We start from the raw sequence: 13,783 nt of genomic DNA on the forward strand, positions 1-13,783 counted from the left end.
CCGGCGGCAGGGGGCGCTAGAGGTCGCCCACGGCGCGGCCCAACTCGGCCAGACCCGCGTCGATCTTGCGGTCGTCGATGTAGGAAATGCCCAGGCGCAGGAAGCGGCCCGCCTGATCCTCGGGCACGAAGGGATCGCCCGATTCGAACAGCACCCCGCGCGCACAGGCGGCGGCGAAAAGGGCGCGGGCGTCGACGCCCGCCGGGCATTCCAGCCAGACCGAGGATCCGCCATGGGTGCCCGAGCGGACAAAGTCCGGCAGGTAGCGCGCGCAGCCCTCCACCACCTTGGCGTGGCGGTGTTCCAGTGCGGCGCGAAGGGAGCGTTGCAGGGCCAGATAGTGCCCCTCGGCCAGAAAGATCCCGGCGGTGCGCTGGTTGTTCAGCGGCGCCGAGCGGTGGATCAGGCGGCGCAGCCAGCGGGCCTCTTCCACCAGGGCGGGGGCGGCCACCATGAAGCCCAGCCGCACGCCGGGCGCCAGCACCTTTGACAGCGTGCCCAGATAGGCGACATGGCCCGAATTATCGAGGCTTTTCAGCGTGGTCTGGTCGCTGTCGCTGGCGGTCTCGCCCTCGTAGTCGTCTTCGATCAGCACGGTTCCGTCGCGCCGGGCGCGGGCCAGGATGGCCAGGCGGCGTTCGGGGGACATGGTGACCATGGTGGGGCAGTGGTGCGCCGGGGTCAGCACCGCCAGATCCAGGGGCGCCTCGGGCAGGCGGGCGCCCTCGGCGTCGATGGGTAGATCGACGATGTCTGCCCCCTCGGCGGCCATGATGTTGCGGCTGTCGGGATAGCCCGGCATTTCGCAGCCCACACGGGTGCCGGGCCGGGCCAGCAGCCGGGCCAGCAGATAGAGCCCCTCCTGGGTGCCCAGGGTGATCAGGATCTCTTCGGGTTTCGCATAGATGCCCCTTTGCGGCAGGATCTGGGTGCGGATCTGCTCGACCAGCAGCGGGTCATCCTCGACCGCGCGGTCGGCGGTCCACCAGTCGATGGCGGACCGGCCCAGGGCGTCGCGGGAACAGGTGCGCCAGGTGTTGATCGGAAACAGGGTGGGATCCACCTGGCCGTAGACGAAGGGATAGGCATAGTCCTGCCAGTTCGACGGCTTGATGATATGGCGCAGCTGCGAGGGCCGCTGTTTCAATCGCGTCTCCCAGTCGGGGCCGCGGGCCTCGGTGGCGCGGGGCTGGTTCGCCGGTTCGGGCGGCAGGTCGCGGGCGACGAAGACGCCCCGGCGCGGCACGGCGGCCAGATAGCCACGTGCCACCAGTTCCTCGTAGACGGCGGTGACGGTGTTGCGCGCGATGCCCAATTGCCCGGCCAACTGGCGCGAGGGCGGCATCTTCTGTCCCAGCTGCATCTGGCCCGAGTGAATCGATTCGACGATCCGGCGTCGCAACTGCGACTGAATCGGCTCTTCGCTTTCCCGGGTGATGATGGTTAGCATGGGTGTCGGTCCTATCTTGCCGGATCATAGCCGGTCCGGCGGGGCATGATACATGATGCTTCCCGCAAATCTGCTGGCGCGGCTCGCCTTTCGCCCAAGTTCCGGGCGTGGACAAGTCCGTGGACCCATGTATTCGTGCCTGCTGGACCTGTCGCGATGACGCGGCACGCGGCTTTGTGACGGCAAGGACCCAAGCGGGAGTTATGTTCCATGTATGACAACGATATCAGTGACGTGGTGGCCGCCGACAAGGCGCACGTCTGGCACCACCTGACGCAGCACAAACCCTTTGAAACCTCCGATCCGCGCGTGATCGTCGAGGGCAAGGGCATTCACGTCTGGGATGCCAAGGGCACGCGCTACCTGGACGCCGTCTCGGGCGGGGTCTGGACGGTGAACGTGGGCTATGGCCGCGAATCCATCGCCGATGCGGTGCGCGAACAGCTGGTGAAGCTGAATTATTTTGCAGGTTCCGCGGGTTCGATCCCCGGGGCGCTGTTCTCGGAAAAGCTGATCTCGAAGATGCCGGGCCTGTCCCGCGTCTACTACTGCAACTCGGGCTCCGAGGCGAACGAGAAGGCCTTCAAGATGGTCCGCCAGATCGCGCACAAGCGCTATGGCGGCAAGAAGACCAAGATCCTGTTCCGTGAGCGGGATTATCACGGCACCACCATCGCCGCCCTGTCGGCCTGCGGTCAGCCCGAGCGTCACATGCAGTACGGCCCCCTGACCCCCGGTTTCGTCGAGGTGCCGCACTGCCTGGAATACCGCAAGCAATGGGACGTCGAGAACTACGGCGAGCGCGCCGCTGATGCCATCGAGGAAGTGATCCTGCGCGAAGGCCCCGATACCGTCGGCGCCATCTGCCTGGAGCCCGTCACCGCCGGCGGCGGCGTGATCACGCCCCCCAAGGGTTACTGGGAACGGGTGCAGGAGATTTGCAAGAAATACGACGTGCTGCTGCACATCGACGAGGTGGTCTGTGGCGTCGGCCGGACCGGCACCTGGTTCGGCTATCAGCACTACGGCATCAAGCCCGACTTCGTGACCATGGCCAAGGGCGTGGCCTCTGGCTATGCCGCCATCGCCTGCATGGTGACCACCGAAGAGGTGTTCAACATGTTCAAGGACGATGCCGAGGATCCGCTGAACTATTTCCGCGACATCAGCACCTTCGGCGGCTGCACCGCCGGTCCCGCTGCCGCGCTGGAAAACCTGGCGATCATCGAGCGCGAGGGCCTGCTGGAGAACACCACGGCCATGGGCGACTACTGCCTCGAGAAGCTGGAAGAGCTGAAGGACAAGCACCAGGTCGTCGGCGACGTGCGCGGCAAGGGCCTGTTCCTGGGCGCCGAGCTGGTGGCGGATCGCGGCACCAAGGAACCGGTGGCCGAGAAGCTGGCGCAGCAGGTGGTCGGTGAATGCGGCGCCCGGGGGGTGATGATCGGGGTGACCAACCGTTCGCTGCCCGGGTTCAACAACACGCTCTGCCTGTCGCCCGCGCTGATCGCCACCAAGGACAACATCGACGAGATCGTCGGCGCCATGGATGTGGCCCTGACCAAGGTCTTCGGCTGATCCGGCGCCTGCGGGCGCATCGCCAAGGCATCCAAACCCCCCGGCGCCGCACCGGGGGGTTTTCTTTTGCCCAAAGGTGGCGCCAAAGGTCCAGAGGCGCTGCCGCACAGGGCTCTGTGCGGTGATTATACGTGACGCCATGGGGCGATACCCGCTAGGTCAGGGGCGACCCGCCATCCCTGGCCCGCTTCCGGGCATGGATGGCCCGGGGTCTGACGCGGCAGTTGCCCCGCCACCGACCGCCGCCCAGGGGCGCGGCCCGTCGCGCGGGCGACCCCCGGACGCAGGCCCCGTTCCGCATATGTGATGAGGAAGACCCCCATGTCCGACACGATCCCCGAACTGACCATCGAACGCATCCGCCACGAGCTGAAGCGCCGCCCGCTGACCCTGCTGAGCAAGGAAGAGCTGACCCCGCATATGCTGCGGCTGACCTTCGAAGGCGAGGATCTGGCCGATTTCGCCTCGCCCGGCGTCGACGATCACGTGAAACTGATCTTCCCGGTTGCTGGCGAGGAGAAGCCGGTGATGCGCGAATATACCCCGCGCAGCTACGACACCGCCGCCCGCCGTCTGGTGCTGGATTTCGCCGTGCACGAGGCCGGGCCCGCCACCGCCTGGGCCATCGCGGCCCAGCCGGGTGACGAGCTGACCGTAGGCGGCCCGCGCGGCAGCCAGGTTCTGAGCGGGCCGCAAGAGTGGCTGCTGATCGGCGATGAAACCGCGCTGCCCGCCATCGCCCGGCGCATCGAGGGGCTGGATGCGGGCCACAAGGTGACCGCGCTGATCACCGTGCCGGGCGCGGCGGACGAGCAGAGCTTTGACAGCGATGCCCAGGTCGAGATTCGCTGGATTCACCGCCCCGAGGACCAGGCCCATCTGGTCGACCCGATTCTGCCCGCCCTGGCCGAGGTCGAGCTGAGCGCGGGCCTTTATGCCTGGATCGCCGCCGAGGCGAGCGTGGCCCGGGCCCTGCGTGATGCGCTGCAAGAGCGCGGTCACCCGCTGACCCGGATGAAGGCCGCGGGCTATTGGACGCGCGGCGTGGCCGATGGCTCGGACAAGGGCATCGCCTGAGGGCCGAACGCCTGAAAACGCTGGGGCAGGGGGAAACCTCTGCCCTTTTTTTCGGGCATCGGCCAGGGTCGGAACACAAAAAAGCCCCGCGAAACCAAGGGCTTCGCGGGGCTTTGTTTTATGGTGCCCAGGAGAGGACTCGAACCTCCACGTCCATACAGACACTAGCACCTGAAGCTAGCGCGTCTACCAATTCCGCCACCTGGGCCGGTGTCGTGAGGGGCGATATATGGGGTGTGTCGGGGGGTGTCAACGAGGTTTTTGAGCATTTTGTGAAAGTCATTTCGACAAAGCCGCCAACCGCCTTGTGTGCAAGGGAAAGCGGGGCTAGGAACCTATAGGAATTCGATCAGCCGGAGGTTCGTCCATGCCCAAATCGAAGCTTGTCACCATTTTCGGCGGGTCGGGATTCGTCGGCCGTTACATCGCCCGGCGCATGGCGCAGCAGGGCTGGCGCGTGCGCGTGGCCGTGCGGCGCCCGGGCGAAGCGGGCTTCGTGCGCCCCTACGGCGCCGTGGGCCAGGTCGAGCCGGTGTTCTGCAACATCCGTGACGATGCCTCTGTCGAGGTGGCGATGCAGGGCTCTGACGCGGTGGTGAACTGCGTCGGCACCTTCGCCGCCAAGGGCAAGAACAACTTCGACGCCGTGCAGGCCGAAGGCGCGGGCCGTATCGCCCGGATCGCCGCGGCGCAGGGCGTGGCGAACCTGGTACATATCTCGGCCCTGGGCGCCGATGCCCAGGCCGACAGCGGTTACGCCCGCTCGAAGGGCGAGGGCGAGGCCGCCGTGCAGGCCGCCTTCCCCGGTGCCGTGATCCTGCGTCCCTCGGTGATCTTCGGCTACGAGGACAACTTCTTTAACCGATTCGGCCAGATGGCCAGCCGCGCCCCCGTGGTGCCGGTGATCGGCGCCGAGACCAAGTTCCAGCCGGTCTGGGTCGATGACGTGGCCGCCGCTGCCGTGCAGGGCGTGCTGGGTCAGGCCGTGGGCGGCATCTACGAGCTGGGCGGTCCCGAGGTGAAGACCTTCCGCGACTGGATGAAAGAGATGTTCGGCGTGATCCAGCGCCGCCGTGGCGTTCTGGCGCTGCCCTTCTGGGTGGGTAGTGTGATTGCCGGGGCCGTGGGGCTGGTGGAATCGCTGACCTTCGGTCTGGTGACCAACACCGTTCTGACCAAGGACCAGGTGAAGCAGCTGAAGGTCGACAATGTGGTCTCCGAGGGTGCCCTGGGCTTTGCCGATCTGGGTATCGAGCCGGTAGCCCCCGAAGCGGTGCTGCCCGACTACATGTGGACCTATCGCCCCTCGGGCCAGTACGCGGCGATCAAGGATTCGGCGCAGAACTTGAAGGTCTGAGCCTGGGGCCCTGGCCCTGACGGAATTGCGAGAGCCCGGCCATTGGCCGGGCCTTTTCGTTTTTGGTGGGGGAAGGTGGGGGCGGCGGGGCGAACCCCGCCTACGGGCCTTGGCACGGGCTGAAAGCCCGGGCCGCGCCCGACCCTCCCCCCGGGAGGGCGCATGGCGATGTCACGCACAGCCAGAGGTTCGCCGGGAATTTGGGGTGCATCGGCAGCGGACGGGGGCCGAGGCGCCCACCCAGGGTCGGGCGCGACCCCCTCTTCACCAAAGCGCCCCCCCCCCCCACACACACCGGGCGGACTCGCGGCCGGTGCCAGGCTCAGGGCGGGGCAGCGCGGCTCCGCTTCCTCAGCTATAGGCCCACCACAGCAGGCCCGTGCCCAGCAGGACGCGGTAGATCACATAGGGGGTGAAACTAACCGAGCGCAGCAGGCGCATCATCAGCGACAGGGCCAGCAGCGCCGAGAGGAAGGCGAAGATCGCCGCGATCGTGCCGTCGATGGCGGCTTGGGCGTTGGCGGTCGCGATCACCTCGACCGAGAGATAGGCTGCCGAGGCGATGATCATCGGGATCGACATCAGCATGGAGATCTTCGCCGCCGCCTGCCGTTCGAACCCGCCGAACAGCGCCCCGGTGATGCAGATGCCCGAGCGCGAGGTGCCCGGAATCAGCGCGATGGCCTGCCACAGGCCCAGCACGATGGCGTCCCGCAGGGTCCACTCCGCCGCCGCCCGCCCGCTGTCTCCGCGCCGGTCGGCGATCCACAGCAGCACGCCGAAGCCCAGCATGGTCCAGCCGATCACCGCAGCCGAGCGCAACATGTCGTCGATATGGGTGATCGCCAGGAAAAGGCCAAAGAGGATGCCCGGGATCGTCGCCACGATCAGCAGGAAGGCCAGGCGGCTGCCCGGCGTGTCGGTGCGCCCGCGCGCCAGGCGCGGCAACCCGGCCAGCGCTTCGCGGACATCCGCCCAAAAGTACAGCACGACCGCGCCCAGCGTGCCCACATGGACCGCCACGTCGATCACCTGGCCCTGGTCCTGCATCCCCGACAGGGCGGGCAGCAGAATCAGGTGGCCAGAGGAGGAGATGGGAAGAAACTCGGTAATGCCCTGAATAATCGCGAGAAGAAGGAGCTGAAGCAAAGGCATGGGAAATCCTGGGGAGGCTATGATGGGGTTAGGATTAACCCTTTGTAGTTGAAAGAGAAGCCGTTAAATAGGTCCGGTTCGGTACTTAATGTATCGCATCTTTTGCGTGTGAAACGCTTCGCCCGTGATGTTTGCGCATTAATAGGTCACTGGTTCTGACTTTTCATGCCGCGATCCGTGCTGTAGAAGGCCCCGGAACAAGGTAGCGACAAGCGAAACGAGGAGTTGGCCGTGGCGAAGCAACCGATGCTGAAATTCGTGTCCGTCGGGCGGGAGACCCCCCAGAAACGCGATGCGGACACCCGTGCCCATGACTTCGACGAGATCTATGCGGAATTCGCGGCCGCCAAGGCCGAGGAACAGGCCAGCCGGTGCAGCCAGTGTGGCGTGCCCTACTGCCAGTCCCATTGCCCGCTGCACAACAATATCCCCGACTGGCTGCGCCTGACCGCGACGCACCGCCTGGAAGAGGCCTATCAGGTCAGCCAGGCCACCAATACCTTCCCCGAGATCTGCGGCCGCATCTGCCCGCAGGACCGTCTGTGCGAAGGCAATTGCGTGATCGAACAGTCGGGCCACGGCACCGTCACCATCGGCGCGGTCGAGAAATACATCACCGATACCGCCTGGGAAAACGGCTGGGTGAAACCCGTCGTCCCCGAGGTCGAGCGTGAGGAAAGCGTCGGCATCATCGGCGCGGGCCCCGGTGGCCTGGCCGCCGCCGACATGCTGCGCCGCGCCGGCGTGCAGGTCACGGTCTACGACCGCTACGACCGCGCGGGCGGGCTGCTGACCTACGGCATCCCCGGGTTCAAGCTGGAAAAGGACGTGGTCATGCGCCGGGTCGAGCAGCTGGAGCAGTCGGGCGTCGAATTCGTGCTGAACTGCAACGTGGGCGAAGACCTTTCCTTTGACGCCATTCGCGGCAAGCATGACGCGGTGCTGATCGCCACCGGCGTCTACAAGACCCGCGACCTGACCGGCCCCAATGCGGGCGCCGAGGGCATCGTGCGCGCCATCGACTATCTGACCTGCTCCAACCGCGTCAGCTTTGGCGACACGGTCGAGGAATACGAGAACGGCGAGCTGAACGCCAAGGGCAAGAAGGTCGTCGTGGTGGGCGGCGGCGACACCGCCATGGACTGCGTGCGCACGGCCATCCGTCAGGGCGCCGAAAGCGTGAAATGCCTCTATCGCCGCGACCGCAAGAACATGCCGGGCTCGCAACGCGAAGTGCAGAACGCCGAGGAAGAGGGCGTGGAATTCGTCTGGCTGTCCAACCCCGTGGGCTTTGCCACCGAGGGCGAGACGGTCAGCGCGGCCATGGTGCAGAAGATGCGCCTGGGCCAGCCCGACGCCTCGGGCCGCCAGTCGCCCGAGGTCATCGAGGGCAGCGACTATGCCGAAGAGGCCGATATCGTCATCAAGGCGCTTGGCTTCGAACCCGAGGATCTGCCCGCGCTTTGGGGCACCGAGGGTCTGGAAGTGACCCGCTGGGGCACCGTCCGCGCCGATTTCGGCACCGGCCGCACCTCGCTGGATCGGGTCTATGCCGTGGGCGACATCGTGCGCGGTGCCAGCCTGGTGGTCTGGGCGATCCGCGATGGCCGCGATTGCGCTGCCGCGATCCTGGCCGACCTCGACGCCCCCGCCGCCGTGGCGGCAGAGTAACGACACCATAGGCTGGGCGGGCGCCACATCGGGGCCCCTCCGACCCCCGCTCATCGCATCCACCGCTAACGCGCCCCGAAAGGGCAGGACATGGCAGACGCATTGGACATCACCCCGGTCTCTGACAGCGAAACGCTGAAGGTCTGGCTCTATCGTGGCACCAGCACCCGTCTGGTCCTGTCCTTCTGGGACAGCGAAGAGGGCGGCGCGCCGCTGGCCGCCTTTGCCCATGCCGCCAGCCACGGCGGGCGCGACAACGTGCTGTTCTTCGCCGATCCGCAGGATACCTGGCTGAACGGCCCGCGCCTGATCGAAGAGATCGTGGAATGGGCCGCCGCCTATCACCGCGAGGTCGGCGCCGAGACGGTGATGGTGCTGGGCCAGGGGATGGGGGGCTTCATGGCCCTGGCCATGCCTGCGTTCCTAGAGGTCAAGGTGGCCCTGGCGCTGAGCCCGCTGTTTGCGATGCCCGCCCGCGCCATCCCCGAGGGCAAGGGCCTGGAAGACCTGCGCCTGCACAACCTGGGCGAGGTGCTGGGCCGCGACGCCGATTACTACCTGATCCACGGCGAGGCGCCGGGCGAGGCCGCCCATCTGGAAAGCTTCCCGTTGCAGCCGAATATCCACCAGATGATCCTGCCCACGGGCGACAAGACCGTGCCGCAGCTTCTGGACGAGGCCGGGCTGACCGGCGAGGTGCTGGAACGCGCCTTTCTGAACCAGGCGCGCAAGCTGCGCAAAACCCTGGAACCGCTGGGCGTTTACCGCCGTGAAGATGCGCTGCCCGAAGAGGGCGGCGAGAACGACCTGACCGGAGAGCCGCAGGCATGAGCGCCGCCGCTTTCCCCCGCAACACCGCCATTTCGGCAAAGGGAGACCTGACCATGACCAAGATCGACGCGAATTGGGCCGCCGCCGAGAAAGCCAAGCGCAAGTGGATGGAAGAGAACGGCCTGTTCCGCGAGGAACACGAGCATTCTTCCTGCGGCGTTGGCCTTGTCGTCTCGATCGACGGCAAACCGTCGCGCAAGGTGGTCGAGGCGGGCATTACCGCGCTGAAGGCGATCTGGCACCGTGGCGCCGTGGATGCCGACGGCAAGACCGGCGATGGTGCGGGCATCCACGTGCAGATCCCCGTTCCCTTCTTCTATGACCAGATCAAGCGCACCGGCCACGAGCCGCGCCGCGACGAGCTGATGGCCGTGGGCCAGGTCTTCCTGCCGCGCACCGATTTCGGCGCCCAGGAAACCTGCCGGACCATCGTCGAGGCCGAAGTGCTGCGCATGGGCTACTATATCTACGGCTGGCGCCACGTGCCGGTCGAGATCGACTGCCTGGGCGAAAAGGCCAACGCCACCCGCCCCGAGATCGAGCAGATCCTGATTTCCAACATCAAGGGTGTCGACGAGGAACAGTTCGAGCGCGAGCTGTATGTGATCCGTCGCCGGATCGAGAAGGCCGCCGCGAGCGCGGGCATCACCGATCTGTACCTGGCCTCGCTGTCCTGCCGGTCGATCATCTACAAGGGGATGATGCTGGCCGAACAGGTGGCCGTCTTCTACCCCGACCTGATGGACGAGCGCTTCACCTCGACCTTCGCCCTGTATCACCAGCGCTATTCCACCAACACCTTCCCGGAATGGTGGCTGGCGCAGCCCTTCCGCATGTTGGCCCACAACGGCGAGATCAACACGCTGAAGGGCAACGTGAACTGGATGAAAAGCCACGAGATCCGCATGGCCTCCTCGGCCTTCGGGGACATGGCCGAAGACATCAAGCCGATCATCCCCGGTGGGTCGTCCGACTCGGCGGCGCTGGATGCGGTCTTCGAGGTGCTGGTGCGGGCCGGGCGTTCGGCGCCCATGGCGAAAACCATGCTGGTGCCCGAGTCGTGGTCCAAGCAGGCCGAGGAACTGCCGGAAGCCTGGCGCGACATGTATTCCTACTGCAACTCGGTGATGGAACCCTGGGATGGCCCGGCGGCGCTTGCCATGACCGATGGTCGCTGGGTCTGCGCGGGCACCGACCGGAACGGTCTGCGCCCGATGCGTTACGTGGTGACCGGCGACGGCCTGCTGATCGCGGGCTCCGAGGCGGGCATGGTGCCGACCAACGAGGCCACCGTGCGCGAAAAGGGCGCCCTGGGTCCGGGCCAGCTGCTGGCGGTGGATACCAAAGAGGGCAAGCTGTACCACGACGTCGAGATCAAGGACAAACTGGCCGCCGGTCAGCCCTTCGGCGAATGGGTCGGCAAGATTTCCGAGCTGGACGAAGCCCTGGCCGAGGTCGAGGAAAAGCCGATCTATGAAGGCGCCGAGTTGCGCAAGCGGCAGATCGCGGCTGGCTATTCGGTGGAAGAGCTGGAACAGATGCTGGCGCCCATGGCCGAGGATGGCAAAGAGGCCATCGCCTCGATGGGCGACGACACGCCCTCTGCCGTGCTGTCCAACAAGTACCGCCCGCTGAGCCACTTCTTCCGCCAGAACTTCAGCCAGGTCACCAACCCGCCGATCGACTCCTTGCGCGAATTCCGCGTGATGAGCCTGAAGACGCGGTTCGGCAACCTGAAGAACGTGCTGGACGAGTCGAGCGCACAGACCGAGATCCTGGTGCTGGACACGCCCTTTGTCGGCAATGAACAGTTCGTCGAGCTGAAGAACCACTTCAACGCCGAGATGGTCGAGATCGACTGTACCTTCCCGGCCACCGGCGAGCGCGGCGCGCTGCGCGAGGCGCTGAACCGTATCCGGCAAGAGGCCGAGGACGCGGTGCGCTCTGGCGGCGGGCACATCATCCTGACCGATCAGAACCAGGGCCCCGACAAGGTGGCCATGCCGATGATCCTGGCGACCTCGGCGGTGCACAGCTGGCTGACCCAGAAGGGCCTGCGCACCTTCTGCTCCATCGGCGTGCGCTCGGCCGAATGCGTCGATCCGCATTACTTTGCCGTGCTGATCGCCTCGGGCGCGACCATCGTGAACGCCTACCTGGCCGAGGACAGCATCGCCGACCGCATCAAGCGCGGCCTGCTGGACGGCACCCTGACCGAGAACATGAAGCGCTACCGCGATGCCATCGACCAGGGTCTGCTGAAGATCATGGCCAAGATGGGTATCTCGGTCATCTCCTCCTATCGCGGCGGTCTGAACTTCGAGGCCGTGGGCCTGAGCCGCGCCATGTGCGCCGAGTTCTTCCCCGGGATGCTGAGCCGCATTTCCGGCATCGGGATCTACGGCATCCAGAAGAAGATCGAAGAGGTGCACCGCCTTGGCTGGAAGTCCGGCCAGGACGTGCTGCCGATCGGTGGTTTCTACAAGGCGCGCAAGTCGGGCGAGACCCATGCCTGGGAAGCGCAGACCATGCACATGCTGCAAGCGGCCTGTGACCGGGCCAGCTTTGAGATCTGGAAGCAGTATTCGGCACGGATGCAGGCCAACCCGCCGATCCACCTGCGCGACCTGCTGGCGATCAAGCCCCTGGGCAAGTCGATCCCGATCGAAGAGGTCGAATCGATCACCTCGATCCGTAAACGCTTCGTCACCCCCGGCATGTCCCTTGGCGCGCTGTCGCCCGAGGCGCACAAGCTGCTGAACGTCGCGATGAACCGCATCGGGGCCAAGTCCGACTCGGGCGAGGGCGGCGAGGATCCGGCACACTTCGTGCCCGAACCCAACGGCGACAACCCGTCGGCAAAGATCAAGCAGGTGGCCTCTGGCCGTTTCGGTGTCACCGCCGAATACCTGAACCAGTGTGAAGAGCTGGAGATCAAGGTGGCCCAGGGTGCCAAGCCCGGCGAGGGTGGCCAGCTGCCCGGCATGAAGGTCACCGACCTGATCGCCCGTCTGCGCCATTCGACCAAGGGCGTGACCCTGATTTCGCCGCCGCCGCACCACGATATCTATTCCATCGAGGATCTGGCCCAGCTGATCTACGACCTGAAGCAGATCAACCCCACCGTGAAGGTGACGGTGAAGCTGGTGTCGTCCTCGGGCGTGGGCACGATTGCCGCCGGTGTGGCCAAGGCCAAGGCCGACGTGATCCTGATCTCGGGCCACAATGGCGGCACGGGCGCCTCGCCCGCGACCTCGATCAAGTTCGCCGGTCTGCCCTGGGAAATGGGCCTGACCGAGGCGCACCAGGTTCTGGCGATGAACAAGCTGCGCGAGCGGGTCACGCTGCGTACCGATGGCGGCCTGCGCACCGGCCGCGACATCGTCATGGCCGCGATGATGGGGGCCGAGGAATACGGCATCGGCACCGCCGCCCTGATCGCCATGGGCTGCATCATGGTCCGTCAGTGCCAGTCGAACACCTGCCCGGTGGGCGTCTGCACCCAGGACCCGGCCCTGCGCGCCAAGTTCACCGGCACGGCGGACAAGGTGGTCAACCTGATCACCTTCTACGCCCAGGAAGTGCGGGAAATCCTGGCCGAGATCGGCGCCCGGTCCCTGGACGAGGTGATCGGCCGAGCCGACCTGCTGCATCAGGTCAGCCGTGGCGCGGAACACCTCGACGATCTGGACCTGAACCCGCTTCTGATCACCGTCGATGGCGCCAAGGACATTGTCTATGACCGCCTGAAACCCCGGAACGCGGTGCCCGACACCCTGGACGCCGAGATCGTGCGCGACGCCGCCCGCTTCCTGAAGGACGGCGAAAAGATGCAACTGTCCTACGCGGTGCAGAACACGCACCGCACCGTGGGCACGCGCACCTCGTCGCACATCGTGCAGGCCTTCGGGATGCGCAACGCGCTGCAACCCGACCACCTGACGGTGAAGCTGGAAGGTTCCGCCGGCCAGTCCCTGGGCGCCTTCGCGGCCCCGGGCCTGAAGATCGAGGTCTCGGGCGAGGCCAACGACTATGTCGGCAAGGGCCTGTCGGGCGGCACCGTGGTGGTGCGTCCCTCGATGCAGTCGCCGCTGGTGGCCGCCGAGAACACGATCATCGGCAACACCGTGCTTTATGGCGCGACCGATGGTTACCTGTTCGCAGCGGGCCGCGCGGGCGAACGCTTCGCGGTGCGGAACTCGGGCGCCAAGGTGGTGATCGAGGGCTGCGGCTCGAACGGTTGCGAATACATGACCGGTGGTCTGGCGGTGATTCTGGGATCCATCGGCCCGAACTTCGGTGCCGGTATGACCGGGGGCATGGCCTATCTCTATGATCCCGAAGGTCTGGCGGACAAGCTGATCAACATGGAGACCCTGGTGACCTGCCCGGTGGCCGTAGATCACTGGGAGCAACAGCTGAAAGGACTCATCGAACGCCACGCGGCCGAAACCGGCTCGCGCAAGGCCGCAGACATCCTTCAGCACTGGGATCTGGAGAAGGGCAAGTTCTTGCAAATCTGCCCGAAAGAGATGCTTCAACACTTGCCTCACCCCCTGTCCGAGGATCAAGTGTCTGTTCCTGCGGAATAATTTCCGCCTTAGAAAGCGTCACAAATCTTTCAAGAGGGTCCGCAGCCGCGGGCCCTCTTTTTTGATGCAAGA

8 protein-coding genes and 1 tRNA gene are annotated in these 13,783 nt (G+C 66.0%); 6 read left to right on the plus strand and 3 right to left on the minus strand.

Annotation, left to right across the window (positions count from 1 at the left end; all coding sequences use genetic code 11):
* Nucleotides 1–16: 16 nt before the first annotated feature.
* Nucleotides 17–1,450 (minus strand): aminotransferase-like domain-containing protein, encoded by a 1,434-nt coding sequence (locus ACRARE_RS06205; RefSeq protein ID WP_432655540.1) that lies wholly within the window; start codon nucleotides 1,448–1,450, stop codon nucleotides 17–19.
* Nucleotides 1,451–1,660: 210 nt separating this feature from the next.
* Here ACRARE_RS06205 and ACRARE_RS06210 point away from each other — a divergent pair, with 210 nt between their 5' ends.
* Nucleotides 1,661–3,028, plus strand: coding sequence for an aminotransferase family protein (locus tag ACRARE_RS06210; RefSeq protein WP_432655541.1), 1,368 nt, complete (start codon nucleotides 1,661–1,663; stop codon nucleotides 3,026–3,028).
* Between the two features lie 321 nt (nucleotides 3,029–3,349).
* Nucleotides 3,350–4,105: a siderophore-interacting protein gene (locus tag ACRARE_RS06215; protein WP_432655542.1), complete on the plus strand. Its 756-nt coding sequence runs from the start codon at nucleotides 3,350–3,352 to the stop codon at nucleotides 4,103–4,105.
* 121 nt (nucleotides 4,106–4,226) lie between these two features.
* Here ACRARE_RS06215 and ACRARE_RS06220 read toward each other — a convergent pair.
* A tRNA-Leu gene (locus ACRARE_RS06220) sits at nucleotides 4,227–4,313 on the minus strand.
* A 159-nt stretch (nucleotides 4,314–4,472) separates the two neighbouring features.
* On the opposite strand from ACRARE_RS06220, the gene ACRARE_RS06225 reads away from it, so the two are divergent.
* Nucleotides 4,473–5,462 carry a complex I NDUFA9 subunit family protein gene (locus ACRARE_RS06225; RefSeq protein ID WP_432655543.1) on the plus strand — a complete coding sequence of 330 codons (990 nt, stop codon included), beginning with the start codon at nucleotides 4,473–4,475 and terminating at the stop codon, nucleotides 5,460–5,462.
* Nucleotides 5,463–5,813: 351 nt separating this feature from the next.
* On the opposite strand, the gene ACRARE_RS06230 is transcribed toward ACRARE_RS06225, so the two are convergent.
* Nucleotides 5,814–6,617, minus strand: coding sequence for an undecaprenyl-diphosphate phosphatase (locus tag ACRARE_RS06230; RefSeq protein ID WP_432655544.1), 804 nt, complete (start codon nucleotides 6,615–6,617; stop codon nucleotides 5,814–5,816).
* A gap of 231 nt (nucleotides 6,618–6,848) precedes the next feature.
* Between ACRARE_RS06230 and ACRARE_RS06235 the strand changes: the two genes are divergently transcribed.
* From ACRARE_RS06235 to gltB, 3 genes are all read left to right on the plus strand, one after another.
* The gene (locus ACRARE_RS06235; RefSeq protein ID WP_432655545.1) at nucleotides 6,849–8,288 is read left to right on the plus strand and encodes an NAD(P)-dependent oxidoreductase; all 1,440 of its coding nucleotides are present in this window, start codon (nucleotides 6,849–6,851) and stop codon (nucleotides 8,286–8,288) included.
* A gap of 90 nt (nucleotides 8,289–8,378) precedes the next feature.
* Nucleotides 8,379–9,119: a hypothetical protein gene (locus ACRARE_RS06240; protein ID WP_432655546.1), complete on the plus strand. Its 741-nt coding sequence runs from the start codon at nucleotides 8,379–8,381 to the stop codon at nucleotides 9,117–9,119.
* 53 nt (nucleotides 9,120–9,172) lie between these two features.
* Nucleotides 9,173–13,711, plus strand: coding sequence for a glutamate synthase large subunit (gene gltB / locus ACRARE_RS06245; RefSeq protein ID WP_432655547.1), 4,539 nt, complete (start codon nucleotides 9,173–9,175; stop codon nucleotides 13,709–13,711).
* Nucleotides 13,712–13,783: the final 72 nt, after the last annotated feature.

Source organism: Pseudooceanicola aquaeponti (genome assembly GCF_050897975.1).
Lineage (GTDB): Bacteria > Pseudomonadota > Alphaproteobacteria > Rhodobacterales > Rhodobacteraceae > Pseudooceanicola.

Coding starts and splice junctions, on each gene's coding strand:
- ACRARE_RS06205 (WP_432655540.1), bottom strand. CDS start 1,450: ATGCTAACCATCATCACCCGGGAAAGCGAAGAGCCGATTCAGTCGCAG.
- ACRARE_RS06210 (WP_432655541.1), top strand. CDS start 1,661: ATGTATGACAACGATATCAGTGACGTGGTGGCCGCCGACAAGGCGCAC.
- ACRARE_RS06215 (WP_432655542.1), top strand. CDS start 3,350: ATGTCCGACACGATCCCCGAACTGACCATCGAACGCATCCGCCACGAG.
- ACRARE_RS06225 (WP_432655543.1), top strand. CDS start 4,473: ATGCCCAAATCGAAGCTTGTCACCATTTTCGGCGGGTCGGGATTCGTC.
- ACRARE_RS06230 (WP_432655544.1), bottom strand. CDS start 6,617: ATGCCTTTGCTTCAGCTCCTTCTTCTCGCGATTATTCAGGGCATTACC.
- ACRARE_RS06240 (WP_432655546.1), top strand. CDS start 8,379: ATGGCAGACGCATTGGACATCACCCCGGTCTCTGACAGCGAAACGCTG.
- gltB (WP_432655547.1), top strand. CDS start 9,173: ATGACCAAGATCGACGCGAATTGGGCCGCCGCCGAGAAAGCCAAGCGC.